The organism is Aquabacterium sp. OR-4, assembly GCF_025290835.2.
Lineage (GTDB): Bacteria > Pseudomonadota > Gammaproteobacteria > Burkholderiales > Burkholderiaceae_C > Pseudaquabacterium.
Genome location: NZ_JAOCQD020000002.1, coordinates 1143570 through 1160758, shown reverse-complemented (window position 1 = coordinate 1160758; position 17189 = coordinate 1143570). Strand labels below are relative to the sequence as shown.

Here is a 17189-nt window from a genome sequence, read left to right as displayed (position 1 = left end):
CTCCCCAGTGCGAGTCGCGGCGCGCACCGCGCGGAGGCCAGTCCAGTGAGCACCTATCGCGCCCTGCAACTGCAGCGCTTTGCGCCCACCGTGCGCGCCGCCACCGAGGTGGTCAGCCTGCCCTGGCGCGACCCGGCCCCGGGCGAGATTGCGGTGCGCAATCTGTGCTGCGGCGTCAACGGCATCTTCGACACCCAGATTGCCCGCAACGCCGTCGACTATGTGCGCGTGGCCCTGCCCAGCGTGATGGGTGTCGAGGCGCTGGGAGTGGTGCAGGCGGTGGGCGCCGATGTCGAGGGCTTCGTGCCAGGCGATGCGGTCGTCACTGTGCGCTTTCGCGGCGGCTACCGCGAAGGCAACATCGGCCCGGCCGCCGACTTCATCCCGGTGGCGGCCGCCACACCCGAGTGGCTGGCCCTGGCCTCCACCGGTGTCTCGGCCTGGCTGGCACTGAACCATCTGGGCCAGGCCCAGGCCGGCGAGACGGTAGCGATCTCGGCGGCGGCTGGGGGCCTGGGCCACCTGCTGGTGCAGCTGGCCAAGCTGCGCGGCTGCCGCGTGGTGGCGATCTGCGGCGGTCCGGTCAAGGCGGCCTTCGTCAAGAGCCTGGGCGCCGACCGGGTGATCGATTACAGGGCCGAGCCGATCGGCACCGCGCTGGCCCGTGACTTTGGCGATGCGCTGGACCTGGCCATCGACACCGTGGGGGGCAGTACCTTCGATGCGCTGCTGGACAACCTGGCACCGCATGGCCGCCTGGTGGTAGGCGGCGCCGCGCAAGACCTGGACGGCAAGCCTGAGATCGTGACCGGCCCGCGCATCGTGCACAAGCTTTACTACAAGGGCGCTTCGGTGCGCGGCTTCATGAACGGGCTGCTGACGCCGCACTGGGCCGCCGCGCGCGCGGCGCTCTTCCCGCTCTACCAAGCCGGGCAGTTGCGGGTGGCGCTCGACGCGCAGCGCTTCTGCGGCGTGGCGCAGGTTCCGGATGCCGTCGAGCACCTGCTGTCGGGCCAGTCGATGGGCAAGGTCGTGGTTGAACTGGGCCAGGAGACGCACGCATGAGCAGCCGCCTTCGCATCTGCCTGAGCATGTGCCTGAGCATCTGCGCGCTGCTCGGCGCGCCGCTGTTCGCCACTGCCGCGCTGGCGCAGCCCGCAGCGGCCCCGGCAGCAGGCGCCGCAGCGCCAGCCACCGCCACATCGCCCTTCGCCCAGGCGCGCTTCATGCAGGTGGCGGGCGGTGGCGGTGTGCCGCTCAATGTGGTGGATCAGGGTGATCCGGCCAAGCCGGCGGTGCTGTTCATTCATGGCTTCCGGCAAAGCACCCTGAGCTGGTCGCTGCAGTTCGGATCCGACCTGGCCAAACGGTGCCGCCTGGTGGCGTTTGACCTGCGCGGGCATGGCAACTCGGGTTCGCCCTGGCAGCCGGAGGCCTACCACAGCAGCCGTCCCTGGGCCGATGACGTGGCGCGGGTGATCCAGGCGCTGGGCCTGGACAAGCCGCTGATCGTGGGCTGGTCCTTCGGGGGCAATGTGGCCATGGACTTCGCCGCGTTGTACCCGGATGTGCCGGTGGCCGGCTACCTGCTCACCGGCACCGCCGGTGGCACCGCGGCATCGCCACCGCCGCCAGCCGCACCGGTGAACGCGCCGCCGCGGCCGTCGGTCAGCCCTGACCTGGCCTTGAACATCGGCGCGGTCGAGGCATCGATCCAGCTGCTGTTTCCCAACCCTGCGCTGGACAAGGCGCTGCTGGCCCAGTTTGCGGCGGCGGCCATGCGTGTCGGGCCCTGGGTTGAACAGGGCGTGGCCCGGCGTCCGCGCAGCGGCAAGCCGGCCGTCGCGCAGCCTGTCACCTTTGCCACCGGCGGCAAAGACCCGTTGGTGGGCCCTGCCACCGTGGCCCGCCTGAAGGACTTCTTCCCGCAGGCCCGACTCATCGACTTTCCGGCTGCCGGACATGCCGTGTTCCTGGACGAGGCCGTGCGCTTCAACGCCCTGATCGACGAGCTTCACTGCGGCCAGGCCGGGTCCTGACGCAGGTCATGCCCGGCCCTTCATCGCCATTCCTGTGAGTCGCCCCCCTGCAGCCAGCGCGCTGCAGGGGAGCCAGAAGAACCGAGTCCGGGCCTGCTGCCGGCCACCCCCTTCGCCCCCCCAAACGCCCATCCCTGGAGTCATTGAACATGCATTCTCAATACACCCGCACCGTGCCCCCGCGCTTTCGCCGCCAGGCGCTGCGCCAGATGGTGCGCGCCGCCTGGGGGGCTGGCCTGACGGCAGCCGCCCTTGCCCCCGCGACCTCGGCCTGGGCGCAGGCAACGGCTGAGGCCTCGGCTGCGGCGCAGGCGGCCAAGCCGGCGGCGGACGCCGCTTCCAGCGGTGGCGTGGGCACGGTTTACGTCACGGCCCGCAAGCGCGCCGAGTTGCAGCTGGATGTGCCGATCTCGGTGCAGACCATGTCCGACAAGGACCTGCGCGCGGCAGGCACCACCTCGGTCACCGAGCTGGGCGCGACGGCGGGATTCAGTTTCACCTCGGCGCAGAGCACGGGCGCCTACGGCCGCGCGGCGGGCATGGTCACCTTCCGCGGCCTGCAGGGCGAACTGGGCCGTCCCAGCGATGCCTCGGGCGGCGTGTTCGTCGATGGCATTGCCATCACTGGCGGCATCTCCACGCTGGGCATGTCCGACGTGGCACGGGTCGAAGTTCTGAAGGGGCCGCAGAACGCGTTTTTCGGCCGCAGCACCTTCGGCGGTGCGGTGAACTTCATCACCAAGAACCCGGCGTCCGAGCTGCGTGGCACGGTCAACGCCAGCATGAACCACCGTGGCTCGTCGGATGTCGACGCCAGCATCGAGGGCCCGCTGGTCGAAGGCCTGCTGAACGGCCGCATCACGGTGGCCAGCCACAACAAGGTGGCCGAGAGCCGTGCCACCGATGGCGGTGCACTGGGCGCAGAGAACTCGAAGTCGGTGGGCGGTGCGCTGTACTTCACGCCGACGGACAAACTCTGGGTCCGCCTGCGCGGCAACTTCCAGAGCAATGACGACTCGCTGCCGGCGGTGGCCTACCTGGCGGCCACGGGCAACACCAGCTGCGCAGGCAAGACCTTCAGCGGCCAGAACAAGACCGGCGAGACCGTGCAGTACACGCCGGGCACCGCCTACTTCTGCGGCAGCATTCCCTCGCTGACCACGCTGGGCAGCAGCGCCATCAACGCCAACACCAGCATCCCGGCGGCGGCCTACAACGGCTTCGTCAACAACACGGTGAACGACCCCTACCTGGCCAAGTCGCCCAAGCTCGACCACATGGGCATGCGCAGCGAAGTGACCCAGGCCTCGATGCAGCTGGGCTACCAGCTGCCGAAGTCGATGGATCTGGCCGTCAACCTTGGCTACAACAAGGCCTACACCACCAGCATCTTCGACCTCGACAAGACCGGCACGGCCAACTTCTACACCGCGCAGATCACGCCCACCGAGGATCTGACGATCGACGCCCGCCTGTCCACCGACGCCTCGGCGTCGCTGCGCGGCGTGGTTGGCGTCAGCCACTTCAAGTCCAGCTACGTCTATTCGCAGCTCGACTACAGCCCGGGCTTCGGTGGCACGACGGTGGGCATCTCCAGCAACTTCAGCAACTTCGATTCCGACGTGCCGGCGATCTATGGCTCGCTGGAGTACGACTTCACCAAGCAGATCACCGGCTCGTTCGAAACCCGCTACCAGCGCGACAAGATCACCTCGCGCACCCGCGCCGGCGTAGCGCTTGAAAACGAGAGCAGCAACTGGCTGCCGCGCATGACCCTGCGCTACAAGCCGACGGCCAACATCTCGATGTATGCCAACCTGGCCGAGGGCGTGCAGCCGCTCACCGTCAACGGCGGCTACACCAGTGCCTCGGCGGCCGGCAAGGCCTTGCTGGCCACCCTGGTGCCTGGCGTCAATGACTTCACGCCGCAGCCCAAGCTGACCTCCATGGAGTTCGGCCTGAAGCAGCGCGTCAGCCGCGACTGGCAGTACGCCGTGGCCGTGTATGACCAGAAGTGGAAGAACCGGCTGACCGGCACCAGCGTCTTCAACCCGTCCAGCTGCGGCACCACCACGGGCACGACCGATTGCCCGCTGACGGCCTCGGGCGCCGGCATCCAGGCCGGCAACGACGCCCGCATTCGCGGCATCGAGCTGTCGGTCGATGCCCAGCTGGGCGCGCAGTGGTCGGCCAACGCCTATGTGGACTACAAGCGCGCCAAGTGGACCCGCTACGACGCGTCGTCGCAATCGGTCTACGGCAGCTACGGCGTGCTGGCCCTGACCGGCACGGCGGTGAGTTTCGACGGCAACACCCTGGCCCGGGTGCCGGATCTGCAGATGTCGCTGAACAGCACCTACCGCTTCAGCCTGAACAACGGCTGGAAGTCGTTCGTGCGCGGTGACGTCACCTACGTTGGCAAGATGTGGGAGAGCGACTTCAACTTCGCCAAGACCGACGGCTACAGCCGCTTCGATGTGCGCTGGGGCTTCGAGAAGGGCAGCATGTCCTTCGACCTGTTCGTCAAGAACCTGGCCAATGACCGCAGCTGGACCACCGTCTCGCGCGTGCCCAACCTGGGCATCTCGCCGCTGACCAGCTTCGCCAACCAGGGGCTGACGGCCATTGCCCAGGAAGCCCGCTCGGTCGGCGTGCGCGCAAGCTACAGTTTCTGATGGACAAGCCGCTGACGAGCCCGACGCCGGCCGCTGCACAGCCGCAGCCGGCGCTCACCCGCCGCGCCGCGCTGCTGGGCGGTGCGGCCAGCCTGGTCGGGCTGCCGCACATGGCCAGGGCCGCGGCGGCCCCGAGCGATGTGCTGATCCTGGGTGCCGGCATTGCCGGCCTGCATGCGGCGCGCTTGCTGCAGCAGGCCGGGCTGTCGGTCAGCGTGCTGGAGGCCAGCGGCCGTGTCGGCGGGCGCTGCTGGACGGCGCGTGACGTGCCGGGCCGGCCCGAGCTGGGTGCGGGCACCGTGGGCGCCGGCTACGGGCGCGTGCGGGCCAATGCAAGCGATCTGGGCGTTGAGCTGATCCTGCCGCCAGCCGGCTCGCGCGACATCGTCGGCAGCGGCCCGGCGGCCTACAGCGTCTACGGCCAGCCGGTCTCGCGCACGCCCTGGGCCAGCACGCCGCTGAACCGGCTGGTGGGCGCGGAGATCTCGAAGACGCCTTCGCAGCTGATCTCGCACTTTCTGAACCAGGACTGCGGGCTCAAGGACCTGAACGACTGGCTCAAGCCCGAGTTTGCGTGGCTCGACCAGCTCTCACTGCGCCAGTATTTCGCCAAGCTCGGCGCTTCGCCCGAGGCCCTGCGCCTGATGGACGTGCACGCGCCTGGCACCAACCTCGACGAGGCCAATGCCCTGCACTTCGTGCGCCGCACGCTGTACTACGGCTGGGAAGCCCGCGCCGGCCGCTCGCACCGCGTGCGCGGCGGCACCAGCGCGCTGACCGATGCGATGGCGGCCTCGCTGCAGCGGCCGGTGCTGCTGAACCGCTTCGTGCAGCAGATCCAGGCCGGCGACAAGTCGGTGGCGGTGCGCTGCGCCGAAGGGTCGGTCCACCATGCCCGCGCCTGCATCTCGACGATGCCGTTTGCCGTGCTGAAGAACCTGCGCGTCGATGGGCCGGTGCCGGCCTTGAAGCGCGCGGCCTGGCGCGCCGTGCGCCATACCGACGTGGTGCAGGTGTTCATGTCGGTGGACGGCCCGTTCTGGAAGCAGGACGGCGCGGCGGCCGAGATGTGGACCGACGGGCCGATCGAGCGCTTCTTCCATCTGCCGTCCGAAACCGATGCCAACGGCGTCATCGGCGCCTACATCAGCGGTGATGGCGTGCAGGCTCTGCGCTCGATGGACACCGAGGCGATCGGGCGCTATGTGGTCGACACGCTGGCCCGCCTGCGGCCGGCCTCGCGCGGCCATGTCACCGTGACCCATGTGCATCACTGGGGCGCGGTGCCTGGCGCGCGTGGGCACATCGCCAGCTATGCACCGGGCGACATCGGGCGCTACGAGGCCCTGCTGCAGCAGCCCGTGGGCAACCTGCACTTTGCCGGCGACCACCTCGGGCGCACCCATGTCGGCCTCGAAGCCGCATGCGAGTCGGCCGAACGCACGGCCATGCAGGTGCTGGAACGGCTGGCGTGATGCCGCGCCGGCCCGGGCTGTTGGCCGTGGCGGCCCTGCTGCTGGCCGTGCGCGCCTTGGCGGCCGAGGCTTTTCTCGATTGCCCGGACTGCCCGGCGCTGATGGCCGTGGAACCGGGACGTCTGCGCATGGGCAGCCCGGACGACGAGGCCGGGCGCGCCGCCGATGGCCATGAGGGCCCGGTGCGCGAGCTGCACATTGCCCGGCGTTTTGCGCTGGGCCGCGAAGAGGTCAGCGTGGGCCAGTTCCGGCGCTTCGTGGCCGACACCGGCCATGTCACCAGCGCCGAGCGCGACCCCGCCGGACCGTCCTGCCTGGGCTGGCTGGCGCAGGACCACCGGCTGGCCCCGCGCCCGGGCCTGCAATGGCGCGATCCCGGTTACGCCCAGGGCGAGCACCACCCGGTGGTTTGCGTCAGCTGGCATGACGCGCAGGCCTACCTGCGCTGGCTCAGCCAGCGCAGCGGTCAGGCCTACCGCCTGGCCAGCGAGGCCGAGTGGGAATACGCCGCCCGTGCCGGCAGCCACCGCAGCCGCCCCTGGGGCGACGACCCGGCGCAGGCCTGCCTGTATGCCAATGTGGCCGACCAGACCGCTGCCGCCGACGGCTACACCTGGCGCGAACGCCACGCCTGCCAGGACGGCCATTTCGTCGCCGCCCCGGTGGGCAGCTTCCGGCCCAACGCCTTCGGCCTGCACGACATGCTGGGCAATGTGTGGGAATGGGTGCAAGACTGCTACGACCCGGCTGCCTACGCACGCGCCGATGCCGCGCTCGACGGCCGCGCCGACGAGACGCCGGGCTGTGCCGCCCGTGGCCTGCGCGGCGGTGCGTGGATCAGTGGCCCTGACCGCACGCGGCCGGCCTACCGCGGTGGTTACGGGCCTGACACCCGCACCAACGTCTTCGGCTTCCGCGTGGCGCGCAGCCTGTAGCACGCCGCGCCGCGGGGCGGTGGCTCAGCGCTGGTTCGCAGCCCCGGCGCGCAGGGCGCCGGCCAGCAGGTTCGGCAGCACATGGTCGCGCCAAGCGGGTGAGGCCTTGCCGACGCGCAGGATCACCAGCTGCTCGCTGGGCACGATGACCAGCTGCTGGCCGCCCACGCCGCTGAGGTAGAACAGATCGGGTGCCACCGCCGCCACCTGGTCGTCGCCCTGGGCCAGGGCACGGCGGTTCAAGCGCGGGTCCTGCCAGGCCGGGCCCACATTGACCTGAAACCCGAACAGCGGGTTGGCCGCCGAAGGCGCTCGCAGCGCGCGCACAAAGGCTTCGTCCAGCAGCCGCCGACCTTGCCAGCGGCCCTCGTCAAGCAGCATCTGGCCCAGGCGCACCCAGTCGCGCGGCCTGGACCACACGCAGCAGTAGGCCATGGCACGGCCGCCGGAGCGGTCGAGCAGTTGCTCGGCATCGCTGGCGCCCAGCGGCTGCCAGAGCTTTGCCGAGACATAGTCCAGGTAGCGCTGGCCAGTGGCGCGCTCGATCACCAGGCCCAGGGCGTGCGAGTTGTCGTTGTCCCAGGCGAAATCACTGCCCGGGGCATAGGCCACCGGGGCGGCCCGCACGATGGCCTCGACATCGGCACCGTAGTGAAGCTGGATGTAGTGGCTGCCCAGATCCTTGCTGGGCAGGTTGCGGAAGCCGCCGCTCATGGTGAGCAGCTGGCGCAGCGTGATGCCCGCGCGGGCCGGATCGCGCCACTCGGTCAGCCAGGTGGAGGCCGGCTGGTCGAGCGACTGGATGTGGCCCTCGCGCAGGGCCACGCCGAGGGCGGCCGCCCCCAGGGTCTTGGCCATGCTGTGTGCGCTGAACGCGGTCTCGGCATCGCTGCCGTCGAAGTAGCGCTCGAGCTGCACCACACCACGGTGCACCACGATCAGGGCCTTGCCTTGGCTGGACGCCACGAAGCGCGCGGCCTCGTCCAGCGCCGGTGCGGGCAGCGTGGTGCGGCCTGGGTCCGCGGTGGGCAGAAACGGCCCGGGCGCGCCGGCCAGCCTGGCCAGCGGGCGGTACGAGGCATAGGGCGCGTCCAGCGGGTTCGACGCCGGGTGGTCGATGCGCCACCAGAAGGCGGCGTTCGCCTCGTCACGGGGCGGTGGCTCCTGCGCGCCCACACTGGTGATCCAGGCCGACAGGGCAAGCACGACGAGGCGGGGCAGGGGGCTGGTGCGCATGTCAAAGCCGGCTGGCGGCCAGGTGGATGGCGGCGCGGATGCGCGGGTAGGTGCCGCAACGGCACAGGTGGGCCGACATCGCGTCGTCGATGGCCGCATCATCGGGCTTCGGGTTGCGGCTCAGCAGGGCCACGGCGCCCATCACCTGGCCGGCCTGGCAATAGCCGCATTGCGCCACGCCCAGCTCGACCCAGGCCGCCCGCACGGTATCGGCCACCCGGCCCTTCAGGCCTTCGATGCTGACCACCTGGGCCTTGCCGTCCAGTGCGCCGATGGGCAGCACACAGGATGGCGTGGCCGTGCCGTTCAGATGCACGGTGCAGGCGCGGCACTGCGCGACGCCGCAGCCGTACTTGCTGCCGCGCAGATCGAGCCTGTCGCGCAGCACCCACAGCAGCGGCATCTCCGGCGGCGCATCGACCGTGACGCGCTGGCCGTTGAGGTTCAGCGTGGCCATGCGTCAGCGCCCATGGCCGCGCCGGCGCTGCGCGAGAGCTGTTCGATCGCCTGCGCCTCGCTGATCACCTCGGCGTACTTGGCCTGCAGGTCGAACAGGTTGGCCTCCTGCGGGCGCGCATCGCGTTCGCCGCAGGCGTCGCGCACCACAAAAGGCGCAAAGCCGTGCTGCAGGGCGTCCAGCGCGGTGGCCCGCACGCAGCCCGAGGTCGAGAAGCCGGTGATGACGGCCGTGTCGATGCCGCAGGCCGTCAAGGTGGAAGCCAGCGTGGTGCCGAAGAAGGCCGAGGCGTACTGCTTGGTGACCACCGTCTCGCTGTGCAGCGGCGCCAGCCCGTCGGCCCAGGCCCCCAGCGGCGATCCGGGGGTGAAGGCGCGCAGCGCCGGCACCTTGCGGAAGAACAGGCCGCCGTCGCGTCCCTGGGCGTCATAGGCCACGCGCGTGAAGATCACCGGCACGCCGGCCGCCCGCGCAGCCGCCACGATGCGGCGGTTTGGCGCCAGCGCATCGACGAAGCCCTGCGCATACAGCCCGCTGCCGGGCTGCACATAGGCCTGCACCACATCGACCACGATCAAGGCCGGCCGGCGGCCGAAGGGCAGGGTGGCACCGAAGCCGGCGCGCTGGTAGTCGGCATCCAGGCTGTGGGGGGCGGCAATGGAACTCACAGGCGATCTTTCGGGGTCGATACGGCCGCCAGCGTGCACGCCGGCGGCCCACGCCGGCAAGTGCAGCCGGCCAGCCGTCCACCTGTTGAACAGGTGCACAGCGCGGGGCCGGGTTCGCTCAGTGGATAGACGGCCAGCGCGTGTTGGCTGCCGGGGCCGGCGCGGCCGACCATGGTGCATCGCGACTTGCTTGACACGGGCCGATGACCTTCCTCACTGCCGCACTGCGCGCCCTGTTCGGGTGTGTTGCCTCCGCGCCGGCCCCGGCACCAGCGCCGCCGATCGATCTGGAACTGATGCAGGCGATCCTGCCCTGCGCCGTGGACGGCGTCAGGTGCTACGCGTGACACGGCCCGACTTCGAATTCACGGTGCCCGTGATCGTGGTGGGCGGCGGCGCCTGCGGCGCAACGGCGGCACTGGCTGCGCGCGATGCCGGTGCAGCGGTGCTGCTGCTGGAGCGCGACGCCGTGCCACTGGGCACCACCGGCATGTCGCAAGGCCTGGTCTGCGCCGCCGGCACGGCGGCACAGCGCGCCCATGGCATCGACGACGACGCCGACACGCTGTACGCCGACATCATGGCCAAGACCCGCGGCCGAACCGATGCCGCGCTGGCCCGTGCGATTGCCGAGCAATCCGGCCCCTGCCTGGACTGGCTGGTGCAGGCGCATGACCTGCCCTGGGACCTGGACCTGCGCTTCAAGCCCAGCTATGGCCACAGCCGCGCCCGCGTGCACGGCTGGCCTGGCCACACCGGCATCGACATGGTGCAGCTGCTGCACGCGCGCCTGGCCAGCGCGCAGGTGGACGTGCTGACCGAAGCGCGCCTGGCCGAGGTCATCAGCGACGGGCAGGGCCGCGCGCAGGGCGTCGCCATCGAGCGCCCCGATGGCTCGCGTGAGCTCATCGGCTGCGGCGCGCTGGTGCTGGCGGCCGGCGGCTTTGCGGCCAATGCGCACATGGTGGCGCGCCACATGCCCGAGGTGGCCGCCGCGCGCTGCAATGGCCATGAAGGCAACCGCGGCGATGCCATCACCGCTGGCGCGGCCTTGGGCGCGGCGCTGGCCGACATGGGCGCCTACCAGGGCTACGGCATGCTGGCCGATCCGCAGGCCATCCCCGTGCCGCCCGGCTTCATGGTCGAGGGCGGCCTGCTGGTCAATGCCCAGGGACAGCGCTTCGTGCACGAAACCGAAGACATCTCCGGCATGGTGCACGCGGTGCTGGCGCAGCCCGGCGGCCAGGCCTGGGTCATCATCGATGCGGCCATCGAGGCGCGTTGCGACTACGTGCTCGAGACCCGCCAGCTGCGCGCGCTGGGCGCCATGCGCGACAGCCCCACGCGGGCCGGCCTGGCGGCGGCCATCGGGGCCGACGCCGCGGTGCTGGCGGCCGTGCTGGACGACGTCCACCAAGCGCAGCGCGCCGGCCGCGCCGATGCCCTGGGCCGGCCCTGGCCCGACAGCCCGCCCCCGGCTGGCCCCTACCGTGCCCTGAAGGTGTGCGGCGCCATCTTCCATACCCAGGGCGGCCTGCAGATCGACGCCAGCGCCCGCGTGCTGCGCGGCGACGGCTCGGCATTGCCCAACGTCTTTGCCGGAGGCGGCAGCGCGCGCAGCGTGTCGGGCCCCTCGTGCTGGGGCTATCTGCCCGCCATGGGCCTGAGCACCGCCGTCACCTTTGGCGCGCTGGCCGGCCGCGCCGCGGCCCGTCAGGTGGCCTGAGCTTGCATCCGCGCTGTTTCGCGGTGGCGGCGCCTGCAAGGCGTGGCTTCCTCGCCTCGCACCACTCCCTCCACCACCCCTTCCACCACCCCCTCCCGTCATCACTGAGACCCGACATGACCTCGAACACCGAAACCCCGAAGCCCTCCGCCATCCGCGAAGCCATGCCCTTGCTGGCGCGCAACGAAGGCGTCTGGGAAGGCTGGTACCGCTACTACGATGCCAAAACCGGCCAGATGACCGACCAGCACCGCTCGCGTCTGATCTGCCGCCTGCCCGACCAGGGGCCGCACGCCGGCAACTACCACCAGACCAACCACTACTTCTGGGAAGACGGCCGCACCGACGTGCGCGACTTTCCGGCCTGGTACGAGAAGGGTCGCATCTGGTGGGACAACGACCTGATCACCGGCTGGGCCGCGGCCATGCAGCCCGACGACTTCAACCGCTCGACCTGCCTGAACTGGACGCGCAAGGGCGAGCCCGATCTGTACCTCTACGAGATGATCCAGCTGTCGGCCGATGGCAAGAGTCGCGCCCGCACCTGGCATTGGTTCAAGAACGACGTGTGCTTCCAGCGCACCTTGATCGACGAGCGCTTCGTCACGCCCGACTGGCGCAACTTCAAGGACGAGACGGCTCCGAACAACTGAGCGTCCAGGCGGCCTGCAGCGCCCGCGCCACGTCGGGTGCTGCGTCGAAGGCCTCCAGCAGCGCCGCCAGCGCCTCGTGCGCCGGGGCGCTGCCGCCAAAGGCCAGGCAGTCGCGTGCCTTGGCCAGATGCTCGGCGCGCGACAGTGGCCAGGCCGGCGAACCGAACTGCCGGCTCACGGCCTGCTCCAGGCGCTGGCCGTCAGAGGTGGTGGCCACCAGCAGCGCCGGCACGAACGCGGCGGGATCCGGGTTGTCATCGGCCTGCACCGAGATGCGCCCAGCCAGCGCCAGCACCGCGGCGTCGGCCAGCCGCTCGGGCGTGAAGTCCGACAGGCCGACGCTGCCGCGCAGCAGCACCACGGCACCAAGGTAGGCGAAACACAGGCGTGCATGCGCCGGCCCCATGCCCGCGAAGGCCGCGCGCCCCACCAGGCGCGCGATCAGCGGCGGAGCGCGGTACACCAGCGTGTCCACCGTGTCGGCCGTCAGCGCGGCGCTGGCCATCAGCTGCTGCGTGGCCACGATGGCGCCATGCGCCGCGCGGCCGGTCGGGAAGGGCTTCCAGCTCAGCTCGGTGATGCGCCATTGGCGGCCCAGCGCGGCCAATGGGGCCTGCAGCGCATGACCGCCCTCGAACAGGCTGAGGTAGCCGAAGGGCCCGTCGATCGACTGCACCGGCGCATCGATGCCGGCCAGCGCGAGGTCCAGTGCCTCGACCGCCGAGCGGGCTGCGCCCGCCACCTGCAGCGCCAGGTTCGGCTTGCCTTCCAGGTGGGCCTGCATCGTGCCCGAGGCATACGCCAGCGCATGGCCGAAGGCCCGCAGCGCCACCGGCAAGGGCAGCCGCCGCAGCCGGCACAAGGCCGCCACCGAACCGAAGATGCCGGCCGTGGCGGGGCGGAAGAAGCGCAAGGGCGTGGTCACCGCCACCCCGAGCGTGGCCACCACGTCGACCCCCGCGACCAGTGCGGCCAGAAACTCGTGGCCCGCCACCGGGCCCGCGGCGCGCTCGGCATCGGCCAGCAAGGCCGCCAGCACCGTGGCCATCGGGTGGGCCACCGCGGGTTCGTGCACGCAATCGAACTCCTGCGCATGGATCTGGTAGGCGTTCATGAAGGCCGCATACGGCGCAGTGGCCCGAACGCCGGGCCGGCCCAGCACCGTGCACGGCGCCTGCCGCGCGCCGAACCAGCCCTGCACGGCGCTCCACACGCGTTCGGCATCGGGTGCGGCGCGGCCGGCCACGCCGACGCACAGACTGTCGTGAAGAAAGGTCCTGGCGCTGGCGCGGGCGGCGTCGGGCAGGCCCGCCCATTCGACGCTGAGCGCGTGCTCGAGCAATTGTTGGGCGGCGTGGGTGTTCATGTCCGGGGCTCCATCACTTCGATCAGCGCGCCTTCGGGCGAGCGCAGCACGCCGACCCGGCGACCCTCGTAGACCGCGCCCGTGCGCGGCGTCGGCCTGCTCAGCCACGGGCCGGGGATCGCATGGAGGTCGGGATGCGTCAAGCTGCACACCGCCATGCCAGGTGGCAGCTGGCCGGCGTGCTGGGGCCGCTGCACGGCGGCCTCGGGGTACTGGTCGAACTCCAGGCAGATCTCGCCAGCCTGCGTGGCCGTGCTCAAGCGGTGGCGCCGATCGGCCGGCAAGCCGAAGGCCTGGTTCAGCATGCGGTAGGCGATCTCGAACGGGGGCGCCACCGCCAGACCCAGCTGCTGCCTGAACCATGCGGCGCTGGCCTCCAGGTCGGCGCAGGCCAGCACGGCGATGAACAGCTGATCCACCGCCGCGTGGGCCTGCGGCAGCCCGCTGCCCGGCCCGCCTTGCAGGATCTGCGTCAGGTAGACGATCTCGCCATCGGGGCCGCGCACCTGCATCGGGTGGATGCTGGGCAGGCCGGGGTTCTCGCTGGGCGGGCCGATGACCTCGAACGGGCCGTTGCGCAGCCGCAGGTGGCTGGCGCGCACATCGGCCACGCACAGCTCGATGGCCGCCCAGCCGTGGCTGCGCAAGGGCTGGAAGGCGGCCACCGGATCGCCTTCGACGAGGCGCAGGTCGACCTTCTTGCCGCTGGCCGGGCGCAGCACCACGCTGGCCCGCCCGGCGCTGCCAGGGGCCTGCCAGCTGTCGGCCAGGCTGGCATCGAGCGGGCCGGTTTCGATGATGCGGTAGTCGAGCCAGTCGACATAGCGCGATGCCGCCGCAGCCGCATCGCTGACCACCAGGGTGGCGGAGCGCAGGGGATTCATCGGCCGTCAGCATAGGCGGCGGCGCGCGCGCGCCGTCTGCCGCGTGGGCCCTTATCCGCGCAGTGAACGGCGGACCGGTCGCATGTTGTCGCCAACGCGGTCCTGGCGATCATGGCCAGAACGCGAAGCGCGTTGCACGCCAGAGGACACCCCGTCATGACCAAGCGCCCCCAGGGCTATCGAGAATTCCGCCGCGGATGGCCGATCGTGCTGTCGTCGATGCTGGGCGTCGGCCTGGGCCTGTCGCCGCTGCCCTTCTACACCATCGGTGTGCTGGCGCCGCACCTGCATGCAGCCTTTGGCTGGGGCATGGGGCAGATCTTCTTCGGCATCACCATCACCACCTTCGTGATGCTGGTGGCCGGCCCGCTGGCCGGCTACCTGTCGGCGCGTTTCGGTCCGCGGCCCGTGGCGCTGTGGTCGCTGCTGGCCTTCGGGCTGGCGTTCATGTCCTTCGCACTGACCAACGGCTCGCTGCAGCTTTACTACCTGACCTGGGGTGCGATGGCGCTGGTGGGCGCCGGCACCCTGCCGATCACCTGGACGCGCGGCGTCAACAGCTGGTTCGAAGAACGCAAGGGCCTGGCGCTGGGTCTGGCGCTGATGGGTACCGGCCTGTTCGGCATCTTCTCGAAGCCCTTGACGGCCTGGCTGATCGAAGGCTTTGGCTGGCGTGGTGCCTATGTGGGCCTGGGCCTGCTGCCGATCCTGGTTGCCGCACCGGTGGCCTTTGCGCTGTTCCGCAACACCGACGGCGATCCACTCGCGCCGGCCTCCACGCGCGTGGTCGAGGGCCTGAGCTTCGGCGAAACGCTGCGCTCGTGGCGCCTGTGGCTGATGGTGGCCGCCTTCATTCCGATCTCCTTCGCGCTGGGCGGCCCGATCCCCAACATGGAGAACATCCTCAAGGCCATGGGCTTTGCCAAGTCTGATGTGATCCGGCTGACCCCGTTCATCGGCCTGTCGGCCCTGATCGGCCGCCTGGTGGGCGGCTGGTTGCTGGACCGTTTCTGGGCGCCTGCGGTGGCCCTGGTGATCCTGTGCCTGCCCGGCTTGTCGTGCTGGATGCTGGCGCACGGCGAGCTGAGCTTCCTGCAGGCGGCACTGTCGATCTGCCTGATCGGTTTTGCCGTTGGCGTCGAGTACGACCTGATGGCCTTTCTGGTTGCCCGCTACTTCGGCATGCGCGGCTACACCCAGACCTATTCGCTGCTGTACGTCTGCTTCTCCATCGGCGCCGGCTTCGGCCCGGCCGTGTTCGGCTGGAGCTTCGACCGCAGCGGCTCGTATGCCGGGGTGCTGATGGTCTCCGTCGGCGCCTTGCTGGCGGGGGCCGTGTCGTTCCTGTTCCTGGGCCGGTATCGAGACGAGGCGACGCCGCCGCTGGCGGTGCAGGCCGCCGATGCGCTGCCTGCCGGCACGCGCGCCTGAGGTCTTGACCTGCATGGCGGTGCCGGGTCTGTCGTGCGCCTGTTCGGGAGCGCTTAGGGAGCGCTTGGAGGGCCAGGCCCTTGCGCAGCGCTCAGCCCGGCAGCAGGGTCAGGCGGGCCACCCTCCGCTGGCCGGGCAGGAGGCCCGGCGGCGTCACCACGCCTGGCGGTACAGCGCCAGGGCCTGAGACTCATCCAACGGGCGCGGGTTGTTGATGAGCAGGCGCGTCTGCAGCATGGCATCGGCCGCCAGGCGAGGCAGCTCATCCTGGGGCACGCCGTGGTCGCGCAGGCGCAGGGCCAGGCCGGTATCGGCCACACAGCGGGTCAGGGCCTGCAGCACGGCGGCGCAGCGCTGGTCATCCGGCCCGCTGGCCGATTCAGGCGCCAGCACCGAGGCCAGCGGCGCGTAGGCGCCGGGCGCGACCTGGGCATTGAAGCGCAGCACCGGGCCGAGCATCAGCGCATTGCTCAGGCCATGCGGGATGTGGAAGCGCGCGCCCAGCGGGTAGGCCAGTGCATGCACCGCGCCCACGGGTGCGTTGGCAAAGGCCTGGCCGGCCAGCAGGGCGCCCAGCAGCATGGCCTCGCGTGCGTCCAGGTTGTCACCGTGCCGGCAGGCCGTTGCCAGGTGCGTGGACAGCAGCTGCAGCGCCTGACAGGCCAGCAGGTCGGACAGCGGGTTCTTCAAACGCGCCGAGGTGAAGGCCTCGATGGCGTGCACCATCGCGTCGATGCCGGTGGCCGCGGTCACGGCGGCGGGCAGGCCGGTGGTCAGGCTGGCGTCCAGCACGGCCAGGTCGGCCATCAGGCGGCGATCCACGACACCCTTCTTGGCGTCCTGGCCCAGGGTGAGGATGGCGATCGGCGTGACCTCGGAGCCGGTGCCCGCCGTGGTGGGCACCTGCACCAGCGGCAGCCGCTCGCCCTGCGCCTGGTCGATGCCATACATCTGGGCCAGCGGCTGGGGGCTGCGGGTCAGCAAGGCCACCAGCTTGGCCACGTCCATCGATGAGCCGCCGCCCATGCCCAGCACCAGGCCCACCTCGGCATGGCGCGCACGTGCGCTGGCCTCCAGCACCACGGCCTCGGGGGGATCGGCCACCACCTCGTCGAACACCAGCGTTTCGAGACCGGCCTGTGCGAGGCTGTCCAGCGCTGGCGCGAGCAGCCCGCTGCGGTGCAGCTGTGCATCGGTGACCAGCATCACGCGGTGGTGGCCCAAGCGCTGCCGAAGGATCTGGCCCAGGCGGTGCTGGGCGCCGCGCTCCATGTGCAGTTGCGGTACGGACAGGAAGGTCAGCGCGGCCATGGTCGGGTGAGGGCGCGCTGTTGGAGCGCGAAGGGTGGCGGTGCAACAGTGTGCTGAGCGGCTGCACTTGCCGCGAGGCGGGTATCGCCGTTGTCCGCGCCTCGGTCACGGGCAGCGCTTCGGCGGCCTGCCGCGTCGCGCCGGGCACGCTGGGCTGCGCGGCGGCGTCAGGCAGCTGCGCGCACCGTCTGCGGGACGCCGCACCGCCCCATGCGGGTCACAGCCCTGCGCTGGTGCGTCGCGACCGGCGCATGGCTGCCGGTCGGCCTCGTGCCGGGCACATCGGCCGAACCCCGGTGGCCGATCGGCGACCGGAGGCTCGCCGGCTGGCCG

15 protein-coding genes are annotated in these 17189 nt (G+C 71.0%); 9 read left to right on the top strand and 6 right to left on the bottom strand.

Annotated features, from left to right (window positions below; translation table 11 throughout):
* Positions 1-45 precede the first annotated feature (45 nt).
* From N4G63_RS17375 to N4G63_RS17355, 5 genes are all read left to right on the top strand, one after another.
* Entirely contained in the window at positions 46-1065 is a 1020-nt protein-coding gene (locus N4G63_RS17375) for a zinc-binding dehydrogenase (protein WP_314599979.1), read from the top strand.
* A complete protein-coding gene (locus tag N4G63_RS17370) occupies positions 1062-2039 on the top strand; it encodes an alpha/beta fold hydrolase (protein WP_314599978.1) in 978 nt (325 codons plus the stop codon). The genes N4G63_RS17375 and N4G63_RS17370 overlap by 4 nt, the downstream gene beginning before the upstream one ends.
* A 149-nt stretch (positions 2040-2188) precedes the next feature.
* Positions 2189-4714 (top strand): TonB-dependent receptor, encoded by a 2526-nt coding sequence (locus N4G63_RS17365; protein WP_314599977.1) that lies wholly within the window; start codon positions 2189-2191, stop codon positions 4712-4714.
* A complete protein-coding gene (locus tag N4G63_RS17360) occupies positions 4714-6189 on the top strand; it encodes a flavin monoamine oxidase family protein (RefSeq protein WP_314599976.1) in 1476 nt (491 codons plus the stop codon). The genes N4G63_RS17365 and N4G63_RS17360 overlap by 1 nt, the downstream gene beginning before the upstream one ends.
* Positions 6189-7124, top strand: a complete 936-nt coding sequence (locus tag N4G63_RS17355; protein ID WP_260787588.1) for a formylglycine-generating enzyme family protein — start codon at positions 6189-6191, stop codon at positions 7122-7124. Before N4G63_RS17360 ends, N4G63_RS17355 begins: the two co-directional genes overlap by 1 nt.
* Before the next feature lie 24 nt (positions 7125-7148).
* On the opposite strand, the gene N4G63_RS17350 is transcribed toward N4G63_RS17355, so the two are convergent.
* Genes N4G63_RS17350 through N4G63_RS17340 form a run of 3 tightly spaced genes read right to left on the bottom strand, consistent with a single transcriptional unit; the run spans position 7149 to position 9485 of the window.
* Positions 7149-8330, bottom strand: a complete 1182-nt coding sequence (locus N4G63_RS17350) for a serine hydrolase domain-containing protein (protein ID WP_260787589.1) — start codon at positions 8328-8330, stop codon at positions 7149-7151.
* Positions 8331-8361: 31 nt separating this feature from the next.
* Positions 8362-8817: a (2Fe-2S)-binding protein gene (locus N4G63_RS17345; protein WP_260787590.1), complete on the bottom strand. Its 456-nt coding sequence runs from the start codon at positions 8815-8817 to the stop codon at positions 8362-8364.
* The gene (locus N4G63_RS17340; RefSeq protein ID WP_260787591.1) at positions 8805-9485 is read right to left on the bottom strand and encodes an isochorismatase family protein; all 681 of its coding nucleotides are present in this window, start codon (positions 9483-9485) and stop codon (positions 8805-8807) included. The genes N4G63_RS17345 and N4G63_RS17340 overlap by 13 nt, the downstream gene beginning before the upstream one ends.
* Before the next feature lie 203 nt (positions 9486-9688).
* Between N4G63_RS17340 and N4G63_RS17335 the strand changes: the two genes are divergently transcribed.
* The 3 genes from N4G63_RS17335 to N4G63_RS17325 all read left to right on the top strand — a co-directional run bounded on the left by N4G63_RS17335 (position 9689) and on the right by N4G63_RS17325 (position 11864).
* Positions 9689-9832 carry a hypothetical protein gene (locus tag N4G63_RS17335; protein WP_314599975.1) on the top strand — a complete coding sequence of 48 codons (144 nt, stop codon included), beginning with the start codon at positions 9689-9691 and terminating at the stop codon, positions 9830-9832.
* Positions 9829-11211 (top strand): FAD-dependent oxidoreductase, encoded by a 1383-nt coding sequence (locus N4G63_RS17330; RefSeq protein ID WP_260787592.1) that lies wholly within the window; start codon positions 9829-9831, stop codon positions 11209-11211. The genes N4G63_RS17335 and N4G63_RS17330 overlap by 4 nt, the downstream gene beginning before the upstream one ends.
* Positions 11212-11327: 116 nt before the next feature.
* Complete coding sequence (locus N4G63_RS17325) at positions 11328-11864, top strand: hypothetical protein (protein ID WP_260787593.1); 537 nt, start codon at positions 11328-11330, stop codon at positions 11862-11864.
* Here N4G63_RS17325 and N4G63_RS17320 read toward each other — a convergent pair.
* Positions 11836-13230, bottom strand: coding sequence for an MmgE/PrpD family protein (locus N4G63_RS17320; protein ID WP_260787594.1), 1395 nt, complete (start codon positions 13228-13230; stop codon positions 11836-11838). The two genes, N4G63_RS17325 and N4G63_RS17320, sit on opposite strands and share 29 nt — an antisense overlap.
* Positions 13227-14114: a VOC family protein gene (locus tag N4G63_RS17315; protein ID WP_260787595.1), complete on the bottom strand. Its 888-nt coding sequence runs from the start codon at positions 14112-14114 to the stop codon at positions 13227-13229. Before N4G63_RS17315 ends, N4G63_RS17320 begins: the two co-directional genes overlap by 4 nt.
* A gap of 156 nt (positions 14115-14270) precedes the next feature.
* Here N4G63_RS17315 and N4G63_RS17310 point away from each other — a divergent pair, with 156 nt between their 5' ends.
* Complete coding sequence (locus N4G63_RS17310) at positions 14271-15545, top strand: MFS transporter (protein WP_260787596.1); 1275 nt, start codon at positions 14271-14273, stop codon at positions 15543-15545.
* A 153-nt stretch (positions 15546-15698) separates the two neighbouring features.
* On the opposite strand, the gene N4G63_RS17305 is transcribed toward N4G63_RS17310, so the two are convergent.
* A complete protein-coding gene (locus N4G63_RS17305; protein ID WP_260787597.1) occupies positions 15699-16856 on the bottom strand; it encodes an iron-containing alcohol dehydrogenase in 1158 nt (385 codons plus the stop codon).
* Positions 16857-17189: the final 333 nt, after the last annotated feature.